Origin of the sequence: Kineothrix sp. MSJ-39 (assembly GCF_018917935.1) — a bacterium.
Lineage (GTDB): Bacteria > Bacillota > Clostridia > Lachnospirales > Lachnospiraceae > CAG-194.
Genome location: NZ_JAHLPN010000016.1, coordinates 43,073 through 63,727, shown reverse-complemented (window position 1 = coordinate 63,727; position 20,655 = coordinate 43,073). Strand labels below are relative to the sequence as shown.

Sequence of the window (20,655 nt, the reverse complement as noted above, 5' to 3'; positions counted from 1 at the left end):
TCATTTGTACTTTGTGTACTGGTTTCTTTTGTCTTGCCATAAAATAAGGCCTCCTATGATTTTATATTTTATCATAGAAGACCTTAAAATCCTATTTACAGAAAAACTTTCACAGACTCGAGCTGGTTACAAAGGTCAAAGAAAATACAATTCCGCAATGTTACAGTCACCTGATCAACAACTGTATCCATCTGATCCATGTAAATCTGCATGACCGTCTTAAGATCGAAAGCATTGCGGAATCCTTACATGTATCAAGGGATTATCTGTCTCAGGCATTTAAGAAAGAGACAGACACATCGCTCCATCAGTATATCTTGCAGCAAAAATTAGAAGAATCCAAAGAAATGCTGGCACAGGGAATGTCCATCAATCAGATTAGTTATACCTTGTGTTTTTGCAATGAGAGTCATTTTATACAGGCATTTAAAAAACGCTATCACATAACACCTGCTGCATATATTGCAGGGCTTTAATCTTCCTTGCCGCCTGCCATCTCCACCAGCTTTTCAAACGATTCCCGGAATCTGTCATCATCCTCCTGTGTCCGCTTTGCCGGACCTTTCAGGTGGTGTTTTCCTTTGCCCATGCGGACTTTCTTTGCCATATGGCGTTCCATCAGCAGTCTGTCGATATTCTCATTCGTATACCATCTGCCGCTCTGGTGGATAGCATAGGCGCCTTTTCCCAGTGCCATGGCAGCTACGCCGTAGTCCTGCGTTACAACAATATCGCCCTTGTGACAAAGGTTGATGAGGGCAAAATCGACTGCATCTGCTCCCGCTCCGATGATTTTGATCTCCGAATAATCGGAGGAAAGCACATGATTGGTATCACAAAGAAGAGAACAGGGAATGCCCCGTTCTCTTGCTGTTTGTTCTACGATTCTCGTTACCGGACATGCGTCCGCATCTACAAAGATCTGCATATGCTTAACACTTTCTATATAAATAATTTAGAAGATACGAAATTTCCTTCAATTAAAAGAGAGGTTTTATTTAACATTTCTTCTACATTGATCCCAGAATCCATACCGACAGATAATACCTCATATGGCTTTCCGTTTTCATCCAGAATACCCACACCATTATGAAACAGATTACCCTTACCATCCACAACAATTGCAGTATTGTCTCCTACCGACATTCTACCTATCACTTTAAAAACTGTCATTATCCGTATCTCCTTTCTCTAATTTTCGCAGCTCCTGTTCATATAATTCCAATGAAATCCGCGTATGTCTGATTTCCGGTTCCGTTAATTGAAGTTCTTTTGCCTTTGCTAATAATTGTCTTTTGGCTTCGATCTCATTTTTATAAACAGACCGGATACTTCCATCATTTTTGCCGTCTCGGAACTGTGCTGCATGAATCAGTTCCTCATACACTGCTGCTCTTCCCGGTCTTTTTCGAAACAGGATCGTGTACCCATTTAATGTGCACGCTTCTGCCTCTCTGGAATCCAGATACAACTCTGCATCCACACCCATTATCACCTTGCCTCCAAGTTCTTGAAATTGTTTTACCAATTGATGAAACAATTTCTGAGGCATTGGTTCAATATAAGTATCCGGCTTTGGTTTTCTTTCCATATTGACTCTCTCTTTCAGTATATTGTATTTCCAGTTTCTTCGCAATATATCTTTCCTGTCATTTTCTGTTTCAACTATCTGTGAAATATTGTCCGAACGGACTTGAATTTTGATGATAACTTAGATAGATATTACTGTCACGATAAATAAAATATAGCCTATTATCCACTAAAAAGCAAGATAATAAGCTATATTCTCAATACTTCTATTTATATATATCTCCTACGCTGTCTTTCCTGTATACAACTGGTAGTATCTACCCTTCTGCTCCAGGAGTTGTTCGTGGGTACCACGCTCGATGATACGCCCCTGCTCCATGACCATGATGCAGTCTGCATTGCGGACTGTGGAAAGTCTGTGCGCAATGACAAAGCTCGTTCTGCCTTTCATGAGAGCATCCATACCACGCTGTACCAGTACTTCCGTACGTGTATCGATGGAAGAAGTTGCCTCATCAAGGATCAGTGCAGGTGGATCTGCAACAGCCGCACGCGCGATTGCGATCAGCTGTCTCTGTCCCTGACTTAAATTGGCACCATCACCTGTCAGCACTGTGTCATAGCCATTTGGCAGTCTTCGGATGAAACCATCTGCATTGGCAAGCTTTGCTGCCTTTTTGCAGTCCTCATCTGTGGCATCCAGACGTCCATAACGGATATTCTCCATCACCGTTCCGGTGAACAGATGCGTATCCTGCAATACAATACCAAGGCTTCGACGAAGATCTGCCTTTTTAATCTTGTTGACATTGATATCATCATAACGGATCTTACCGTCCTGAATATCATAGAAACGGTTGATCAGGTTTGTGATCGTTGTCTTACCTGCACCGGTACTACCGACAAATGCCAGCTTCTGTCCCGGTTCTGCAAACATCTTGATATCATGCAGCACCATCTTGTCATCGTTGTAACCGAAATCAACACCGTCAAAGGTTACCTTACCTTCCAGTTTCTTATAGGTAACACTGCCATCTGCCTGATGCGGATGCTTCCATGCCCACATACCGGTTCTTTCCTTTGTTTCCGTAATAGTGCCATCCGTATCTTCTTTAGCACGGACAAGCTCTACATAGCCATCATCTGTTTCCGGCTCTGCTTCCATCAGATTAAAGACACGCTCTGCACCGGCTGAAGCCATGATGATACTGCCGAGCTGCTGGCTGACCTGTGTCACAGGCTGTGTAAAGCCTTTGTTCAGACTCAGGAATGCAACCAGTGTTCCGATCGTCAGCCCGGAAAATCCGTTCAATGCCAGCACACCGCCAACGATCGCGCAGAGCACATAGCTGATATTACCGAGGTTGTTGTTGATCGGCATGATAATATTGGCAACGGCATTGGCATTTCTGGCACTGTCACAAAGCTGACGGTTCAGCTTTTCAAAGTCCTCCATGCTCTTTTCCTCATGACAGAATACCTTGACAACCTTCTGTCCTTCCATCATTTCTTCAATATAACCATTGACCGCACCCAGATCCTTCTGCTGCTGCATAAAGTATTTACCGGACAGGTTACTCATCTTAGACGTCACAAACATCATAAAGCCAACCATCAGTAAAGAAACGAGTGTCAGCGGAATATCCAGCACGATCATACTGATCAGTGTCGATACCAGAGAGATCACGGAGTTGATCGTCTGCGGAATACTCTGGCTGATCAACTGTCTGAGCGTATCCACATCATTCGTATAAACCGACATGATATCGCCGTGTGCATGGGTATCAAAATATTTGATAGGCAGCGATTCCATATGGGAAAACAACTGCACTCTGAGTCTTTTCATGGTTCCCTGGCTGACTGTTACCATGATCCTGTTATAAGCATAGGTTGAAATAATACCCGCTGCCAGCACCACGCCAAGCTTTACAAGCCGGTTTGCAAGCGGTGTGAAATCCGGATCAGCCTGCCCCATCAGAGGCATGATATACTGGTCGATCAAGGTCTGGATAAATAAGGTCATTGTCAAAATACCAAGTGCCGATATGATAATACCGATCACCACGATCACACACGCTGCCTTATATTTTTCCATGACATAACGAAGTACTTTCCCAAGAGATTTCTTCGGATCTGCACTTTTTCCACCGTTTTTCGGTCCTCTCGGTCCCGGTCCACGCATTGGTCCTCTTGCCATTATTCAAGACCTCCTTCCTGCATCTTCTGGTCAAAATCTCCACCGGACTGCATTTGTACGTTATAAATTTCCTGATAAATCTGGTTGTTTGCAAGCAACTCTTTATGCGGTGCAAAACCACTGACCCTGCCATCATCCAGCACCAGGATACGATCTGCATCCTGTACACTGGAAATACGCTGTGAAATGATCAGCTTGGTCGTGCCCGGGATTTTTGTGGCAAATGCTGCCCGGATCTTTGCATCCGTTGCCGTATCTACCGCACTTGTGGAATCATCCAGGATCAGAACCTTCGGATCCTTTAAGAGGGCTCTTGCAATACAAAGACGCTGTTTCTGTCCGCCGGATACGTTATTTCCGCCCTGCTCGATATGCGTATTGTATTTCTGTGGAAAACGTTCAATAAATTCATCTGCACAGGCAAGCTCGCAGACCTGTCTGCACTCTTCTTCCGTGGCATCCTCCTTGCCCCAGCGCAGATTGTCGAGGATCGTACCGGAAAACAGGACATTTTTCTGCAGGACAACCGCTACTTTATCACGCAGCACTTCCATATCATAATTTCTGACATCTTCGCCACCGACGCAGATACTGCCTTCCGTCACATCATACAGACGGGAGATCAGATTGACAAAGCTGGATTTGCCGCAGCCCGTTCCACCAATAATACCGATTGTTTCTCCTGCATGGATATGTAGATCGATATCCTTTAAGGTATCTTCTCCGGTTCCTGCTTTATAAGAGAAGCTGACATGATTAAAATCAATACTGCCATCCTTGACTTCCTTCAGCGGCTCCTGCGGATCTGTCAGATCTGCCTTTTCATTCAGCACTTCTACGATTCGCTTTGCACTTGCTGTACTCATGGTTAACATAACAAATATCATAGATAACATCATCAGTGACATCATCATGCTGAGCACATAGCTGAATAGTGACATCAGATTTCCCGTTGTCAGATCACCAGCCACGATAAGCTGCGCGCCGATCCAGGAAAGTCCGAGCATTGATGCAAAGATAACAGTCATCATGATCGGAGAGTTGAATACGATAATGCTTTCTGCCTTTACAAACAGTTTACATAATACTTCTGCTGCTTTTCCGAATTTCTGATTTTCAAAATCTTCTCTGACAAATGCTTTTACAACACGGATCGCTGTTACGTTTTCCTGCACGCTGGCATTTAAGTCATCGTATTTGGAAAAGACCTCCTGAAAAACAGGCATTGCATGCATCATAATGTAGATAAGTGCTACTGCCAGTACGCATAAGGCAACTAAAAAGATCAGGCTCAGCTTTACATTGATGATAAAGCACATGACCATGCTGCAGATCAGTGTCATAGGAGCTCTGACCGCAATACGCAGGATCATCTGATATGCGTTCTGCATGTTTGTGACATCTGTCGTCATTCTTGTAACAAGACCTGCGGTACTGAATTTATCAATATTGGAAAAGGAAAAAGTCTGTATGTTCCGATACATACTCTCCCGCAGATTGCAGGCAAATCCGGTAGATGCACTGGCTGCCTTTCTGCCCGCCTGAATACCGAAAAACAGGCTAAGGAGCGCGAGCACGATCATGATCACGCCGTACTGCAGCACCTTTTGCATATTGCCTGCCTGAATGCCTTCATCTATGATCGCAGCCGTTACAAAAGGGATCAGAATTTCCATGATGACTTCCGCCGCTGCGTAGATCGGTGTCAGTATGGAATCTTTTTTATAGGCACCGATCTGGTGAAATAGTGTTTTTATCACAGTGATTTTCCTCCTTTTTCATTCTTTTAAAAACTTGACAGTTGCTATTGTAACTGATACAGTATATTCATGCAAGTTACATTTTGTATCATTCTTGAAACAGTATAGTTATACATTTTTATAAAATCAACAACAGATTTTAAAATGAAACAAAAAAAGGAGATTTTGTATCATGCATGAACCGCGTAATGCAAAAGAGCAGATTGAAAAGGCTTTTCTGGATCTTCTGGAAGAAAAGCCGTATATGGATATTACAGTAACGGACATTGTCAAAAAGGCGGATGTTGCCCGTGTGACCTACTATCGGAACTTTGATTCCATTTCCGATATTATAGAAAGCATCACAGACCGCATGGCAAATGAATTTGTGACGGAGCTTGCACCAATGCTCGATTACGGAGATGACCGGAGTCTGCGTGAATTTCTGTTCCACTTTTTCTACCAGCTTTCCCGTAACAGCAAGACCATTTTTATCCCGCATTCACAGAATCAGAATATCATCTTCTACCGCCTTCATGATAAGATCCGTGCCATGGAAGAAGCAAAGGATATGCACTCTGCACCCGAAAAGTATAACAGATCCGCGAAGATGGCTATTTTAAATGATGTCGGTCAGAAATGGGTCTTAGACGGTATGGAAGAAACCCCCGAAGAAATGATAGATTATATGATGAAAATCCTGCGATCATTCTGACCGCAGGATTTTCTTTCCTATGAAACAATATTATTTTTCTTTACGGAACAGGGAAGTCAATTTTTCCCAGAAACTCTTATTCTGTGTCTGCTCTACTGCTGCTTCTTCCGTATCCTGTTTTTCCACACCTGTCATTTTAATAACGAACTGTACGGATTTTACCTCTTTATTTTTGGTAGAGGCGAAGGAAACCGGCTCTGTTTCATGGCCTGAGATAGAAGCGATCATTTCATCAATGCTGTCATCTACCTGTGTGTCCATATCAGAAGTTTCATCTTTGAATTCGTTTGCTTTGTCGGAAAGCCCTGCGGAACCTTCACATAACTGTGTCACACCATCGTAAAGCTCTGCTGTGCCATCCTTTAAAGCACCGCTTCCCTGCAGAAGCTCCTTACTGCCTGCTGCCAGGTCGGAAACGCCTTCCACCAGTTTCTTGTAATTTGTTACGATCATCTGGACGCCACCTGTATAATCCTGGATTCCTTTGTCCAGCTTCTTGTAATTTATAACCAGATCATCAACACCGGATTTGAGAGAGCCCATATCCATTACCATACCGGAAAGTGTTGTGGCAAGCTCTGAAATAGCTGTATCAAAAGCTGTATATTGGGTATTTAAACTGTCAAGTCCCTGCGATAGCTGCTGCATACCGGCTGAAACGGTTGTCAGGTAAGTATTGACCCCGCCAAGTGCTGCATTGTTTCCGTTTAACAGTGTGACAACCTGTGTCAGGGAAGAAATCTGTGCTTCCATCTGCGCTACCTGCGCTGCATAAGTCGGATCTGCATCATAGCCCGGAATGCTCTTGATCTGTTCTACGGACTGCTGCATCTGCTGGATCTGCTCTGTCAGAGTCGCTGCTGCTGACGTGTTACCTGCTGTCAACTGGTCAAGATCCAGTCCGTTTGCTTTCATCGCTGCCTGATAGGAGCTGTAAGACACAGCCTGCTCAAGCTGACCTGCAGCACTTGAAAGATCAGAAATACCGGATTTAACCGCCGCAGAGGAGTCTGTCAGCTTTTTGATATCCTCTGTGGAAACAGATACATCCTGTAAAGATTTCTGCAGCTTCTGAAGTGCTTTCAGCATCTGGGCGGAGCCGCTTGTCAGTGTACCGCTCTGCTTATTTAAGGTATTCAGCCCTTCCTGCATGGCAGTAACACCCTGGCTGAATGTGCTGATACCCTGATCCAGACTGGAGACGCCGCTGTATAAATCTTCTGTACCGTCTTTGATCTTTTTCTGGTTCTCTTGCACTTCCTTGGTACCGTCGGACAACTCTGTAGCACCATCGGAAAGTTTTGCTGTGGCATCCATGATCTGCTCTACCTTATCTGTCAGTTCGCTTTCATCGATATCCACATCCAGATTCAGCTTGATACCATTGATCGCCGGTGCATCCATCTCGAAATCCGTTACATCCGCTTCGATCGTTGCATCGAGCCCCTTGCCCGGCAGTACAGTATAACTGATCTGTTTATCCACGCCGACATTTGCAAGTGTAGCACCCTCTGCCGTAATATTGCTGCAATGTTCCGTATCTAATAAGAAGGTTGCCTGCAGCGCATATTCTTCATAATAATTATGCTTACATGCTTTATTTTCACTGATCACAAAATGCATGCTGAGTTTTCCGCTCTGTCCGGCAAGTTCCTCTGCACTAACTTCTTTGCCGTCCAGCTCATAGGTCAGTGCAATATGCCACGGGATCTGGGTATCTTCCATGGTTCCCTGATAATATACCTGTTCCTTGTCAGTTTCAAAGGTCACTTTATCGCCATCCAGCTTGATCGGATCTGTGGAAGTCAGCATCTTAACGCTGCTGTAATCACCGTAATCCGTTATCTTACCGCTTCCGCAGATATTGACTACATTAACAGAGTCTACAGATCCCTGCGCATCTGTGATGATATACACAACTTCTTCCTTCTGCGCCTCCGTTCCCGCTGCCAGGGCAGCCTGCCCCAGCACGGTTCCGGTCAGAAGCGTAACAGTCATAGCACCTGCCATACAGCGCATGATCTGCTTTTTTCCATATATATGATTTCTTTTTTTGTTTACTTCTCTATTACTATGTTGCATGATGATTTCTCCTTTCTTTATATCTTCTGTTTTTTCTTTTTGATAAAAACACCGTCAAACAGATACAAAAGTCCCGGCAGAACAAATAATACGATCACTAAGGAGCACAGCGTTCCTTTTCCAAGGAAATAGCCAAGCTGGGACAATAGCCCGTGTGTGGAGATCTTTCCAAGCAGGAAGCCGACTACCGTCAGGGCACTTCCGGATGTCAGAATAGAAACCGTAACTGCCTGCACCGTCTGTACAATGGCATCCTTCTTTCCATATGTTTCCCGGAATTCCTTATACCGTTCCGTAAACAGGATCGCGTAATCCACAGTCGCGCCGAGCTGTACCGAGCTGATGATCAGATACGCAATATAGAAGATCGTCTGATCGGTAAAATACGGGACTGATAAGTTGATCCAGATCGCCGCTTCAATACTCAGTACAAGGATCACAGGAAGTGTGATCGACTTCAGTGTCAGGATCAGTACGATCAATACTGCTCCGATCGCGATCAAATTGACCTTTGTCATATCCGCTGTGATCGTATCCATCAGGTCATAGGTGGAAACGCCCTGTCCTGCCAGATACCACTCTCCCGAATAATACTTCTCTGCGATTGATCTGATATTTTTAACAAGGTGGAAGGTTTCCTGCCCTTCATATGGCGCATCTATGGAAAGAACCAGTCTTGTATAATGATCGGAACAGAGTTTTTCATAGGTTGCCTGATCCAGATAACTTTCCGGAATTTCCATACCGACTGTATCTACATAAGAAATAATGCTGCTGATCTCAGGCAGCTTGTGCAGTTCATCGGAAAGTGTTTTCTGTAATGCCTTATCTTCCTTTGGTACAAGCAGCACATAAGTATCCTGTTTTCCAAATATCTCCTCGATTGCTTCCGTATCCGCACCAAGCTGTGTACTTGGTCCAAAGATCTTTGATGCCCCGTAGTAGAAGCTGTTGGAATTAGATGCCAGATACGCCGGTACGATCAAGATCACAAAACAGATCACACAGGGAAGCATCAGCTTCTGTACAGCCTTTCCAAACTTGTGGAAAGATGGCATAAACTCTTTATGTTTCAGTTTATCCTCCAGCTTGTAAGTCAGAAGGATCAATGCCGGCATAAATGCAAATACAACGATCAGGCTGATCGCAATTCCTTTTGCCAGTGCCCTTCCCAGATCCGGTCCGATCCGAAACTGCATCATACACAATGCCAGAAATCCGATCACAGTTGTCAGACCGCTGGATAATATAGAAGAAACAGACATGCTAAGTGCCTCTACCATTGCAGTTTTGGCATCCGGCTGACTTTGTCTGCATTCTGTAAAACGATGCAGCAAAAATACGGAATAATCAAGAGATACCGCAAGCTGCAGGATATTGCCCGCTGCATTTGTGACAAAGGAGATCTCCCCGAAGATCAGGTTTGTTCCCGCATTGATCAGTATGGCAACACCAAGTCCCGCCATGACCAGAAATGCATCCAGCCAGGAGGTTGTTGTCAGGATCAGGATAAAGATCACAAACAGAACCGCGATCACCGCGATCTTGGAAATCTCCGATACGGTGCTCTGTGTTGCAACTACAGTGGAAACGGCACTTCCTTCCATCGCATTATCATCGCCGATTACTTCTCTGATCTCATTGACCGCTGCGATCTGTTTCTCTTCCTCTATCGTAACGGAAAATAATGCATTACCATCTTTATAATAGGTTTCAACCGTATCGGTATCCTGCATGGCAAGTGGTTCCTCAATGGAAACCGCATCATCCAGCCAGGTCACATCTGTCACACCGCCCACCTGCTCGATCTCCTGTTTCATTGCCAATGCTTCCGGGATCGTTACATCCCGTATCATCACCCTTGCATTTGGAATACCACCGTCAAATTCCTCCTCCATCAGATCCAGCGCTGTTGTACTCGGACTGTTTTTCGGCAGATAATCATTCATATCATAATCTACCCTGATCATCTGCTGGCAAAGAGCACAGATGATAGCCGCAAGTACAAAAACGATCACGATCTGTTTGGGATGATCTACGATCTGTTTGAAAAATTTCTTCACTTCGTTCACCCTTTCTTTTTGTTCCTTGTTTCATTCGTCTTTTCACTTAACGATTATAAAAATCCTGCGCCTTCTTTCCATGGGCAAACAGTACCCAGTTGTGTAATTTTGGACAGTTGTCCTATATTTGATGGTCAAATGTGGCATAATTGTGGTTTTCTTTTCCGGCAGGTTCGTTATAATATGGAAGAAGAAATGTAAGGAGGTATGCAGATATGACTCATGAAGAAACTTCCATGCGCACAAAAAAGGCCCTGTGCCAGTCCCTGAAGGAACTGATGAAGCACAAGCCCTTTTCTAAAATTACGGTCAGCGAACTCATTCGTAACTGCAATGTAAATCGCAAAACTTTTTATTATCACTTTGAAGATATCTATGATCTGCTCAAGTGGATGCTCGAACAGGAAGCCGTTGAAGTGATCAAGCAATTTGACCTGCTCAATGACTATCAGGATGCTTTCTTATTTGTGATCGATTATGTGGAGCAAAACTCCTTTTTCCTGAACTGCATTTATGATTCTGTAGGCCGTGATGAACTGAAGCGGTTTTTCTATCACGATTTTATCGGTATCGTGGATACGATCATCCGCAATACGGAACAAAAGCTCTCTCTTGTGATCGATAATGATTTCCGTCACTTTTTATGCAACTTCTATACAGAAGGCATTGTTGGAATCACCATTGATCTGTTCCAGCATCCGGATCTGTATGATAAGGAAAAGCTGATTTCTTATTATTCCGTTATCATCGGTTCATCGATCCCTGCCGTTCTTTCGGCAAAGGGAACATCTGTCTCACAGATCTGATCTCTTAAACCGCAGCAGAAGTGCGGAATGTGTGATAACAAGGACTGAACCCGCATTATGTACGAGTGCACCTACGACCGGGTTTAAAATGCCGGTAATAGCAAGGATGATCGCCACAAAGTTCAGTGTCATGGAAAAAGTCAGATTGATCCTGATCGTGCGCATCATTCTGCCTGCAAGTGCAAACAGATGTGGAAGCTGTTCTACTTTATCATCCACAAGGGCGATATCTGCCGCATCTACGGCAATATCACTTCCGATCCCGCCCATGGCAATGCCGACATCCGCCATTTTCAAGGCAGGTGCATCATTGATGCCATCTCCGATCATGCAGACTTTTTCTCCCTGTTTCTGCAGGGTATCGATATAGCTTAGTTTATCCTCCGGCAGACAGGAAGAACGCACCTGATCGATCTCCAGTCTGTCAGCGATCGCACGCGCTACATTTTCCGTATCTCCTGTCAGAAGCACCGGCGTCACAGAAAGTGTCTTAAGTTTCTGTATCATGGAAACGCTTTCACTGCGCAGCGTATCTGCCAAAGCAAAGAAACCGGCCTGTTTTCCATCTACCGCAATATAAATGATCGTAGCTCCCTGTTTCTGCTCCTGTTCAGCCATACTGTAAACAGCTTCTGTCAATATCACGCCATGTCCGGTCATCAGTGCAGGGTTACCTGCAAGCACTTCTCTGCCATCCACACCTGCCACGATTCCTTTTCCCGGAAGCATTTGGAAACTGTCAGCCACAGGCTTTTCACCGTATTTTTTCTGATAACAGCCAACGATTGCTTTTCCCAGCGGATGCTCAGAATTTCCTTCCGCTGCTGCCACCAGTCTGTATAAAACATCTTCTGTCAGAGCCGGATCCGTCACAACAACTTTCGTTACCTCTGGCTTTCCATATGTCAATGTTCCTGTTTTATCAAACGTGATCTTCTTAACACCGGCAAGTCTTTCCAGCGCATCTCCTTCCCGCACAAGGAAACCATGCTTTGTCGCATTCCCGATCGCAGCCACAACGGCTGTCGGCGTTGCCAGTACAAGCGCACAAGGGCAAAATACAACCAGTATCGTTACCGCACGGATGATCTGTCCCGTGATCAGCCATGTGAGTGCTGCGGCTGTCAGAGCTGTCACAACGATCCATGTTGCCCACCGGTCTGCCAGTCCTACGATCTTTGCTTTTCCCGCATCCGCAGACTGTACCAGACGGATCATCCGCTGGATGGAGCTGTCTTCTCCGACCTTCGTTGCCGTCATTTCAAAAGCACCGAACTGATTTACCGTTCCGGAAAATACTTCGTCCCCTTCCTGCTTATCTACCGGCAGAGATTCTCCGGTCATAACAGCCTGATTCACCGATGTCTGTCCGCTGACGATCACTCCGTCCACAGGGATCGTTTCACCCGGCAGGACACGGATCCGGTCTGCCACTCTGACCTGCTCTGCCGGAATGATCTGTTCTCCGTTTTCTCCCAGCACCCTTGCTGTCTGTGGGGACAGATGTACCAGTTTTTCAATCCCTGCACGCGCCTTTGCGACTGTCAGATCCTCCAGAAGTGCTCCGAGCTGCATGATAAATGCCACTTCACCGGCGGCAAAATCTTCCCCGATACAGACGGATGCGATCAGTGCCATGGAAACAAGCACATCCGCCTTGATGTCAAATCTCGTGACAAGACCGATCACCGCCTCTAAAATAATGGGAACGCCGCACAAGATAATGGCAACCCATGCAATATCAAACGGAAGGGAAAACACATGAAAGATACTGCACAACAGTGCAAGTCCCGCGATCACAAGCAGAATGATATCTTTTCTGGTTCCGCCGATCTCCAGCCACTCCTCCAGCTTATAACATAACTTTTTCATAACAAACCCTCTTTCTTTTTTCTGATTCGGCTTTATTATACCTATAGGGGTATAGGTTTGTCAACCGATAAAAAAAGAGCGCCTTACCCCATATTGGCAAAGCGCTCTACTGCTTTTGTAAAATCTTCGATCGTCTTATCCGCATCTCCATGCTCTATGCCATCTCTGACACAATGCTTGATGTGCCCTTCCAAAACGATCTGTCCACACTTGTGGATCGCTGATTTCGCCGCATTCATCTGTGACAGGATATCTTCACACGGGACATCCTCATCCACCATCCGGTCGATTGCCTGAAGCTGACCGATAATCTTCTTCATCCTTCTGTGCAGATTATCTGTATCCATACATTGTCTCATGAACTGTCTTCCTCTCCAACAGGCTCTTTCTGCCCTGCTTTTCCGTTTTGATACCCTTGGGGGTACATGTATATGGTAAAAGAAGGCTTTTTCTTTGTCAAGACAGTTTCTGCTCACACATCTGTAAAAAATAAGCATGCACGCGGTTGTCCTCTGTTACCTCGGGATGAAAGGACATCCCAAGCTGGTTTTCATATCTGACTGCTACGATATTACCGTCTACACGGGTCAGTACCTTTACCGCATCCTCTGCCTTTTCGATATATGGCGCGCGGATAAAGGTAAGCGGAAGCTGCTTACCAATCTCTTCCACATCTGCGGTGCACTGAAAGCTGCCAAGCTGTCTGCCATAAGCGTTCCGCTTTACAGTGACCGGAAGCGTGCCAAAGTGTACGGTAGGATCATCCGCAATATGCTCTGCTAAAAGGATCAGACCGGCACAGGTTGCCATCACGGGAAGTCCTGCTCTGATCTTATCCCGCAAAGCTTCAAACAGTCCAAGCTCCCGCAAAAGCTTTCCCTGTACCGTGCTCTCTCCGCCGGGCAGCACCAGACCGTCAAAATGCCGTTCCAGGTCCTTTGCCTGTCTGATCTCAAATACGTCTGCGCCGAGTGCCTGCAGCTTTTTTTCATGTTCTATGAAGGCACCCTGCACTGCCAAAACTGCAATCGTCATTCTTTCACCGCCTTTTTATTTTCCGCGTTCTGCCATCAGCAGCTCGATTTCCTGCTCATTGATACCGACCATCGCTTCTCCGAGATCCTCGGAAAGCTCTGCCAGCATCTTGGCATCGTTAAAATTCGTCACTGCTTTGACGATCGCTGCTGCTCTCTTTTTCGGATCACCGGATTTGAAAATACCGGAACCGACAAAGACACCTTCTGCACCAAGCTGCATCATCAGTGCTGCATCTGCAGGTGTTGCCACGCCGCCTGCTGCAAAATTAACAACAGGTAACTTTCCGTTTTCATGTACATAAGCAACCAGCTCATACGGAACCTGCAGCTCTTTTGCTGCCTGGAACAGTTCATCCTCCCGCATGGAAGTCAGTCTTGCGATCTCCTGGTTCATTTTACGCATATGGCGGACTGCCTGTACCACATCACCTGTACCCGGTTCGCCTTTTGTACGGATCATGGAAGCTCCCTCGTTGATTCTGCGGAGTGCTTCTCCCAGATCCTTTGCACCGCATACAAACGGTACTTTGAACTTTGTCTTGTCAATATGGTACACATCATCTGCCGGTGAAAGCACTTCACTTTCATCGATATAATCGATCTCGATCGCCTCTAAGATCTGTGCCTCCGCAAAGTGTCCGATCCTGCATTTTGCCATGACCGGAATGGAAACTGCTTCCTGGATTCCCTTGATCATCTTCGGATCACTCATACGGGAAACACCGCCTGCTGCACGGATATCTGCCGGAATCCGCTCCAGTGCCATGACTGCACAGGCACCTGCTTCTTCCGCAATCCTTGCCTGCTCCGGTGTCGTTACGTCCATAATGACACCACCCTTTAACATCTGTGCAAGTTCTTTATTTAACGCATATCTGTCCTGACTCATATTCTGTTCTCCTTTTCGTTTATCGACAAGGCAGCATGCTCCTGCCATGTCTGCTTTTTGTCCGTTTTCAATGTAAGATGCCAGCTAACGATCTCTTGTGACAAATCATATAGAAAAAGTGGTATGGTTAAAAGTGCCAATTTACACTTTTTATACCATACCACATTTATGTGCTATTCTTTATTTGACTTTCAAATAAACCGACATATCCCACGTTATGCTTACCCAGTCTCTGATACCCTGTCTTTTTTGCGGTTCAGTAAAAACATGATGATCGATGCCCCGATAATGATCACATAGCCGATCACACTGAGCACCGTCGGCATCTCATGCAGGATGAAAATACCAAGGAGCGAAGAAAAGACGATCTGCATATAGTCAAAGACAGATATTTCCTTTGCAGGCGCATGTGTATACGCCGCCGTAATGGAAAACTGTCCGCCCGCTGCTGCCAGTCCTGCCAGCATCAGACACAGAAACTGCTGCATGCTCATCGGTGTATAGGCAAAGAGCAGATACGGTACTGCCACCAGTACGGAAAACAGAGAAAAGGCAAACACAATGATCGGCCCTTTTACGCCATGTCCGCCCAGGATTCTTACCATTGTGTAGGCAATCCCTGCTCCAAGACCGCCCAGCAGACCGATCAATGCAGGGATCGTTACCATGGAATCAAAGCCCGGCCGCAGAATGAACAAAGCCCCTGTAAACGCCAGTAGAACGCAGGCTGCCTGATACGGTGCCACCTTCTCTTTCAGCAGAAAATAAGAGGCAATGATCGCAAAAAACGGCGACATCTTATTCAGCATGTTAGCATCCGCTATATGCAGATGGTCGATCGCATAAAAGTTACAGATCACCCCCGCCGTTCCGCAGAAAACACGCAAAAACAAATAAATCCAGTCCTCGCGCGGTACCTTCAAAGAAATATGTTTTTTCCATAAAATACCGCCCGCAAACAAAAGCGCGACAAAGTTTCTAAAGAATGCCTTCTGCATAGGCGGCAGATCACCGGACAGCCTGACAAACAGACTCATCAGTGCAAAGCAAAATGCTGCCAGCGTAATATAAAATATACCTTTGTTTCTTTCCTTCATTAACAATCCAGTCCTTTATAACTTGTCTGGTATCCATGATTTTCTTCCGGGCGCAGATCATTTGGATACATCGTATCAGCATAGATATCGGTATGCTCACATAACAGTTACACATCGCCAACGCCCAGCATCTGATCAAAGATGCCTCTATGAATATTAATATGCGACAGGTCTGTAAAAGGTTTCATTTCATAAGTAAAAGTAAAACACCGAACAAATAAATCCATGCTTGTGTATTTATTACGGTTTCTTTCGATTTGCGATCTGTCTTATCCCTACATACTTTTTTCATTTTCAGTTCCATGCAGGATCTGATCTCTCTTGCTGCCAAGCAGCTTTGTAAAGCAGCCTAAAATATATCCCACCAGAACGGCTGCGATCACTGTTCCAATGCCGACACTGCCCAGTCCGTGGATCAGTAACAGACAGGTAACTGCCGAAATGGTTACCATAGAGCAATCAAAAGCGATCTTTACCTTTGAAAATGCAATACCCGTCACCTGTGCTACCGCCTGCATCGCTCCCTCTCCCGCAAGTGGAATGAGGTCTGCCGGCAGATATAAAAAGATGCCAAATGCAATGAGTGCTGCACTTAACAGCATCATAAGCAGCCTGACTATCATAAGATGCGGCGTTGGCAGAAATGTCATCAGATAATTACAAAAGGTTGTAAAATAGCCAAAGATCACGCCCACCAGCACCTGTAATAACTGGATCGGCCGGAATCGCTTCCTTAGCAGCAGGATCTGTAATACCACCAGTCCCGCATGAAACAGGATCGTTGCTTTTCCCATTTCGATCCCCCATACACAGGTCATGGTATACGGAATGGAGCTGACCGGTGAAACACCCAGATTCGACTTCACCGATACGGCAATCCCTACCGTCATAATAAATAACCCGACCAGATACATGGGCACTCTGACTTTTAAATTTTTCATTTCCCTAAACCTTCTTTTCTATCTGTATTTTCCGTCTCCCGCGTCCTCTATCCCGCGTTTTCTACATCCTGCTACGCAGTTCCCAAAAGGCAACTGCGCTCGCCGCAGCTACATTTAAGGAATCCACGCCATGCTGCATGGGGATCCGCACAGTATAATCGCACGCTGCGATCGTCCCGTCCAGCAGTCCTTCACCCTCTGTCCCAAGCACAACCGCCAGCTTTTCTTCTCTGCGCAGTGCTTCCTCTTCTATACTGACCGAATCGTCTGAAAGAGCAAGTGCTGCTGTCCGGAATCCGAGTGTATGTAGCTTTTCTACACCGGTGCTTTCCCAGTCTGCATCCGCAAATGTCCATGGAACCTGAAATACCGTTCCCATACTGACACGGATCGCCCGCCGGTACAAAGGATTAGAACATGCCCTTGTCAAAAGCACCGCGTCCATGCCAAGTGCCGCTGCTGACCGGAAGATCGCACCTACATTGGTCGGATTCACGACATTTTCCAAAACAGCGATCCGCTTTGCTCCCCTGCAGACCTCTTCCATGGATGGAAGCGGCTTTCTGTACATCGCACAGAGCATTCCTCTGGTTAACATAAATCCTGTCAGTTGTGTTAATACTTCAAACTCGGCTGTATAGACTGGAATGTCCGCACAGCATTCCAGAAGCTCTCTTGTTTCCCGGTTTGTCTGTGCTAATTTTTTCTCTACCAGAAAGCTGATGGGCTGATAGCCTGCCTGAAGTGCCCGCTGTATCACTTTCGGGCTTTCTGCAATGAACATTCCCTTTTCAGGCTCTGCCCTGTTTAAAAGCTGCCCTTCCGATATTCTGGCATATACATCAAGTGCCGGATCCTGAAAATCCGTTATATCAATCAGTTGCATTTTTTCCTCGCTGCGCAATGTTTTTGTGTAACAGGAACGAAGTTTCCTATTACATAAAAATAATCCCTGACATAGTCAAGGATTATTCTAACAGCTTTTACACAAAAATGCAAAACAGGACTTATTGGTTCATTGCTTTCTACTGCAAAATGCCACGGATCCGATCCAGTGCCTCCTGCAAAACAGCTCTCGGGCATGCCACATTGATCCGCTCAAAGCCTTCTCCTGTTTTCCCGAAGATCTTGCCGCTGTCCAGCCAGAGCTTGGCTTCATAAATGATCTTATGATCCAGTTCTTCTACGGTAAGACCCGTCTGTCTGAAATCAAGCCAGATCAGATAAGTTCCCTGTGTGTCTATCATGCGGACGCCCGGCAGATTTTCTTCTACATATGCCTTGGCAAACGCAATATTATCTCTGACATAGTTTTTCATGGCAGTATACCATTCATCTCCGTGTGCATAAGCCGCCTCTGTCGCCACCAGTCCCAGCACGCTGAGCTGGCTGATCCCTGCCCGGTCCATTTCCTTGCGGAATTTCCGGCGAAGTGTCTGATTCGGAATAAAGATATTGGAGATCAGCATACTTGCCAGATTAAAGGTTTTGCTTGGTGAGGTGCAGGTAACGGAAATATCCGCAAATTCCTTTTTGATACCTGCAAATACGGTATGTGTTCCTTCCCAGACAAAGTCATTGTGGATCTCATCACTGACAACCGTTACCCCATGCTTCACACAGATATCACCGATTTTCTCCAGTTCTTCTCTTGTCCAGACTCTGCCGACCGGATTGTGCGGACTGCATAACAGAAACAGTTTAATTCCGTTTGCAATGATCTTCTGCTCAAAATCTGTGAAATCTATCTTGTAGGTTCCATCCTCCGTCAGGACAAGATCATTACTGACCACCTCTCTGCCATTGTCAGTGATCACTTCGGAAAACGGATAATATACAGGCTGCTGCAGGAGCACCTTATCTCCCGGATCGGTATATGCTTTTACAGCCATGGCAAGTGCAAATACAACGCCCGGTGTTTTGATGAGCCACTTCTCCTGCGGTTCCCAGTCATGATGTCTTACCATCCAGTCTCTGACGATCTCAAAATAAGGCGTCTGCACATCACTGTATCCGAAAATACCCTCTTGCACGCGTTCTGTCAATGCATCTTCTATGTAAGAGGATGTCTCGAAATCCATATCCGCCACCCAGAGCGGCAATACATCTTCCGGCATACCACGCTTTACGGCAAAATCATATTTCAAACATCTAGTATTTTTTCTGTCAATGATCCGGTCAAAATCCAAATTTCTCTCTGCCATGTTTTTGTCTCCTGTTTGCTTTTCTCGGGTCTTTCTTTTCCTGTGCCAGCTCTATGATCAGCTAAGCTCCGCAAACACCTGCGTCAGCTCTACGATCAGATCCTGGGCATCTTCGATGCCGACGGAAAGCCGCAGCGTACAATCTGTAATGCCGTTCTTCTCTCTGATCTCCTGCGGGACATCTGCATGTGTCTGTGTTGTCGGATAAGTCAGGAGCGTTTCCACGCCGCCCAGACTTTCGGCAAATTTGATCATACGCACTTTTTCAAGAATTTCAAATGCATGCTCTTTGCTGTCTACATAAAATGTCAGCATAGAACCAAAGCCTCTTGCCTGTTTTTTCATGATCTCATATCCCGGATGCTCCGGAAGTCCCGGATAGATGACCTTTGTCACAGCAGGCTGTGTTTTCAACCAGTTTGCGATCTCAAGTGCATTTTTCTGTGCCCGCTCCATACGGATTCCGAGTGTTTTAATACCACGCAGGATCAGCCAGCTGTCAAATGGTGCCAGACCGGCTCCTGTTGTCTTGATCAGGAAACGAAGCCGTTCACTGATCTCTTCTCTGTTCGTCACAAGGAAGCCTGCCAGTGTATCATTGTGTCCGCCTAAAAACTTTGTTCCGCTGTGTACCACAATATCTGCTCCCAGCGTCAACGGATTCTGGAAATACGGCGACAAAAATGTGTTGTCTACAATTAACAAAAGATTGTGTCTTTTTGCAATTTCGGAAAGCTTTCCGATATCTGCCACATTCATCATCGGATTGGTCGGGGTCTCAATATAGATTGCCTTTGTTTCTTCCTTTACAAAGCTTTCAATATCATCCTGATAACTGTCCACTGCAGAAAATGTGATGCCGTTTTTCTGGGATACATTGCGGAACAGTCTGATGCTTCCGCCGTACAGATCACTATCCACGATCAGATGATCGCCCGGCTTGAAAAGCTCCATCAAAAGAGTGATTGCTGCCATTCCGGTAGAAAGTGCAAATGCATCGCTGCCATGTTCCAAAGAAGCCACGATCTTTTCGAGATGCTCTTTGGTCGGGTTCTGCAGTCTGCTATAGTCAAAGCCTGTGCTCTGCCCTACACCCGGATGTGCATAGGTTGCTGTCTGGTAGATCGGATAACTGATCGCACCATAGTTTTCTGTCTTTCCTTCTGTCTCCTCCAGATGGAGACATCGTGTATTGATTCCTCTTTCCATGTCGTCTCTCCTGCCTTTTCGTATCTGTTCTGCTATCGAATGATTCCTATCTTCTATGAGATCATGATTATGAAGTGCTTTACCAAAATCATGGCTCCCTAGGTTTTTCTCTTTGTATTTTCTCTTCGTGTTTTTTATATTTTTCTTTTTGTTTTACATTTTATCTTATTTTCACACTATAACATACTGTCTTGATAGGAATTATATATTTTATAAGATATAACCAGTTTATCATACTAATCCGTTATTGCATAATGCAGGAAGATTATAATCT

General features: G+C 45.5%; 19 protein-coding genes. 3 read left to right on the top strand and 16 right to left on the bottom strand.

What is annotated here, in order from left to right:
• Positions 1-122 precede the first annotated feature (122 nt).
• Positions 123-476: a helix-turn-helix transcriptional regulator gene (locus KQI22_RS13870; RefSeq protein ID WP_216552125.1), complete on the top strand. Its 354-nt coding sequence runs from the start codon at positions 123-125 to the stop codon at positions 474-476.
• Here the strand turns inward: KQI22_RS13870 and KQI22_RS10580 are convergent.
• The 5 genes from KQI22_RS10580 to KQI22_RS10560 all read right to left on the bottom strand — a co-directional run bounded on the left by KQI22_RS10580 (position 473) and on the right by KQI22_RS10560 (position 5,487).
• Positions 473-928, bottom strand: a complete 456-nt coding sequence (locus tag KQI22_RS10580) for a YaiI/YqxD family protein (RefSeq protein WP_216552118.1) — start codon at positions 926-928, stop codon at positions 473-475. The two genes, KQI22_RS13870 and KQI22_RS10580, sit on opposite strands and share 4 nt — an antisense overlap.
• Before the next feature lie 14 nt (positions 929-942).
• The gene (locus tag KQI22_RS10575; RefSeq protein ID WP_216552116.1) at positions 943-1,173 is read right to left on the bottom strand and encodes a hypothetical protein; all 231 of its coding nucleotides are present in this window, start codon (positions 1,171-1,173) and stop codon (positions 943-945) included.
• Entirely contained in the window at positions 1,160-1,591 is a 432-nt protein-coding gene (locus KQI22_RS10570; protein ID WP_216552114.1) for a hypothetical protein, read from the bottom strand. The genes KQI22_RS10575 and KQI22_RS10570 overlap by 14 nt, the downstream gene beginning before the upstream one ends.
• Positions 1,592-1,813: 222 nt before the next feature.
• The gene (locus tag KQI22_RS10565; RefSeq protein ID WP_216552112.1) at positions 1,814-3,727 is read right to left on the bottom strand and encodes an ABC transporter ATP-binding protein; all 1,914 of its coding nucleotides are present in this window, start codon (positions 3,725-3,727) and stop codon (positions 1,814-1,816) included.
• Entirely contained in the window at positions 3,727-5,487 is a 1,761-nt protein-coding gene (locus KQI22_RS10560) for an ABC transporter ATP-binding protein (RefSeq protein ID WP_216552109.1), read from the bottom strand. Before KQI22_RS10560 ends, KQI22_RS10565 begins: the two co-directional genes overlap by 1 nt.
• A gap of 172 nt (positions 5,488-5,659) precedes the next feature.
• Between KQI22_RS10560 and KQI22_RS10555 the strand changes: the two genes are divergently transcribed.
• Positions 5,660-6,181: a TetR/AcrR family transcriptional regulator gene (locus KQI22_RS10555; protein WP_216552108.1), complete on the top strand. Its 522-nt coding sequence runs from the start codon at positions 5,660-5,662 to the stop codon at positions 6,179-6,181.
• A gap of 30 nt (positions 6,182-6,211) precedes the next feature.
• Here the strand turns inward: KQI22_RS10555 and KQI22_RS10550 are convergent, their stop codons facing one another.
• Positions 6,212-8,263 carry a hypothetical protein gene (locus KQI22_RS10550; protein ID WP_216552106.1) on the bottom strand — a complete coding sequence of 684 codons (2,052 nt, stop codon included), beginning with the start codon at positions 8,261-8,263 and terminating at the stop codon, positions 6,212-6,214.
• Positions 8,264-8,280: 17 nt separating this feature from the next.
• Positions 8,281-10,335 (bottom strand): efflux RND transporter permease subunit, encoded by a 2,055-nt coding sequence (locus KQI22_RS10545; RefSeq protein ID WP_330623349.1) that lies wholly within the window; start codon positions 10,333-10,335, stop codon positions 8,281-8,283.
• Between the two features lie 206 nt (positions 10,336-10,541).
• Here KQI22_RS10545 and KQI22_RS10540 point away from each other — a divergent pair, with 206 nt between their 5' ends.
• Positions 10,542-11,132 carry a TetR/AcrR family transcriptional regulator C-terminal domain-containing protein gene (locus KQI22_RS10540; RefSeq protein WP_216552104.1) on the top strand — a complete coding sequence of 197 codons (591 nt, stop codon included), beginning with the start codon at positions 10,542-10,544 and terminating at the stop codon, positions 11,130-11,132.
• On the opposite strand, the gene KQI22_RS10535 is transcribed toward KQI22_RS10540, so the two are convergent.
• The 9 genes from KQI22_RS10535 to KQI22_RS10495 all read right to left on the bottom strand — a co-directional run bounded on the left by KQI22_RS10535 (position 11,121) and on the right by KQI22_RS10495 (position 20,381).
• Entirely contained in the window at positions 11,121-13,004 is a 1,884-nt protein-coding gene (locus KQI22_RS10535) for a heavy metal translocating P-type ATPase (protein WP_216552102.1), read from the bottom strand. The two genes, KQI22_RS10540 and KQI22_RS10535, sit on opposite strands and share 12 nt — an antisense overlap.
• Before the next feature lie 83 nt (positions 13,005-13,087).
• The gene (locus KQI22_RS10530) at positions 13,088-13,363 is read right to left on the bottom strand and encodes a metal-sensing transcriptional repressor (RefSeq protein ID WP_216552100.1); all 276 of its coding nucleotides are present in this window, start codon (positions 13,361-13,363) and stop codon (positions 13,088-13,090) included.
• A gap of 97 nt (positions 13,364-13,460) precedes the next feature.
• Positions 13,461-14,039: a pyridoxal 5'-phosphate synthase glutaminase subunit PdxT gene (gene pdxT / locus KQI22_RS10525; protein WP_216552098.1), complete on the bottom strand. Its 579-nt coding sequence runs from the start codon at positions 14,037-14,039 to the stop codon at positions 13,461-13,463.
• Between the two features lie 15 nt (positions 14,040-14,054).
• Entirely contained in the window at positions 14,055-14,930 is an 876-nt protein-coding gene (gene pdxS, locus KQI22_RS10520) for a pyridoxal 5'-phosphate synthase lyase subunit PdxS (RefSeq protein ID WP_216552096.1), read from the bottom strand.
• A 221-nt stretch (positions 14,931-15,151) separates the two neighbouring features.
• Positions 15,152-16,027 (bottom strand): DMT family transporter, encoded by an 876-nt coding sequence (locus KQI22_RS10515; RefSeq protein ID WP_216552094.1) that lies wholly within the window; start codon positions 16,025-16,027, stop codon positions 15,152-15,154.
• Between the two features lie 275 nt (positions 16,028-16,302).
• The gene (locus KQI22_RS10510; RefSeq protein ID WP_216552092.1) at positions 16,303-16,968 is read right to left on the bottom strand and encodes a YczE/YyaS/YitT family protein; all 666 of its coding nucleotides are present in this window, start codon (positions 16,966-16,968) and stop codon (positions 16,303-16,305) included.
• Positions 16,969-17,029: 61 nt separating this feature from the next.
• Positions 17,030-17,854: a TrmH family RNA methyltransferase gene (locus KQI22_RS10505; RefSeq protein WP_216552090.1), complete on the bottom strand. Its 825-nt coding sequence runs from the start codon at positions 17,852-17,854 to the stop codon at positions 17,030-17,032.
• A 139-nt stretch (positions 17,855-17,993) separates the two neighbouring features.
• Positions 17,994-19,172 (bottom strand): MalY/PatB family protein, encoded by a 1,179-nt coding sequence (locus KQI22_RS10500; protein WP_216552088.1) that lies wholly within the window; start codon positions 19,170-19,172, stop codon positions 17,994-17,996.
• A gap of 57 nt (positions 19,173-19,229) precedes the next feature.
• A complete protein-coding gene (locus KQI22_RS10495) occupies positions 19,230-20,381 on the bottom strand; it encodes a trans-sulfuration enzyme family protein (protein ID WP_216552086.1) in 1,152 nt (383 codons plus the stop codon).
• Between the last annotated feature and the right edge of the window lie 274 nt (positions 20,382-20,655).

What these genes read in the sequence shown, in the direction of transcription:
- KQI22_RS10580 (WP_216552118.1), bottom strand. Translation starts at nt 928, where the DNA reads ATGCAGATCTTTGTAGATGCGGACGCATGTCCGGTAACGAGAATCGTA.
- KQI22_RS10575 (WP_216552116.1), bottom strand. Translation starts at nt 1,173, where the DNA reads ATGACAGTTTTTAAAGTGATAGGTAGAATGTCGGTAGGAGACAATACT.
- KQI22_RS10570 (WP_216552114.1), bottom strand. Translation starts at nt 1,591, where the DNA reads ATGGAAAGAAAACCAAAGCCGGATACTTATATTGAACCAATGCCTCAG.
- KQI22_RS10565 (WP_216552112.1), bottom strand. Translation starts at nt 3,727, where the DNA reads ATGGCAAGAGGACCAATGCGTGGACCGGGACCGAGAGGACCGAAAAAC.
- KQI22_RS10555 (WP_216552108.1), top strand. Translation starts at nt 5,660, where the DNA reads ATGCATGAACCGCGTAATGCAAAAGAGCAGATTGAAAAGGCTTTTCTG.
- KQI22_RS10550 (WP_216552106.1), bottom strand. Translation starts at nt 8,263, where the DNA reads ATGCAACATAGTAATAGAGAAGTAAACAAAAAAAGAAATCATATATAT.
- KQI22_RS10540 (WP_216552104.1), top strand. Translation starts at nt 10,542, where the DNA reads ATGACTCATGAAGAAACTTCCATGCGCACAAAAAAGGCCCTGTGCCAG.
- KQI22_RS10535 (WP_216552102.1), bottom strand. Translation starts at nt 13,004, where the DNA reads ATGAAAAAGTTATGTTATAAGCTGGAGGAGTGGCTGGAGATCGGCGGA.
- KQI22_RS10530 (WP_216552100.1), bottom strand. Translation starts at nt 13,363, where the DNA reads ATGAGACAATGTATGGATACAGATAATCTGCACAGAAGGATGAAGAAG.
- pdxT (WP_216552098.1), bottom strand. Translation starts at nt 14,039, where the DNA reads ATGACGATTGCAGTTTTGGCAGTGCAGGGTGCCTTCATAGAACATGAA.
- pdxS (WP_216552096.1), bottom strand. Translation starts at nt 14,930, where the DNA reads ATGAGTCAGGACAGATATGCGTTAAATAAAGAACTTGCACAGATGTTA.
- KQI22_RS10515 (WP_216552094.1), bottom strand. Translation starts at nt 16,027, where the DNA reads ATGAAGGAAAGAAACAAAGGTATATTTTATATTACGCTGGCAGCATTT.
- KQI22_RS10510 (WP_216552092.1), bottom strand. Translation starts at nt 16,968, where the DNA reads ATGAAAAATTTAAAAGTCAGAGTGCCCATGTATCTGGTCGGGTTATTT.
- KQI22_RS10505 (WP_216552090.1), bottom strand. Translation starts at nt 17,854, where the DNA reads ATGCAACTGATTGATATAACGGATTTTCAGGATCCGGCACTTGATGTA.
- KQI22_RS10500 (WP_216552088.1), bottom strand. Translation starts at nt 19,172, where the DNA reads ATGGCAGAGAGAAATTTGGATTTTGACCGGATCATTGACAGAAAAAAT.
- KQI22_RS10495 (WP_216552086.1), bottom strand. Translation starts at nt 20,381, where the DNA reads ATGGAAAGAGGAATCAATACACGATGTCTCCATCTGGAGGAGACAGAA.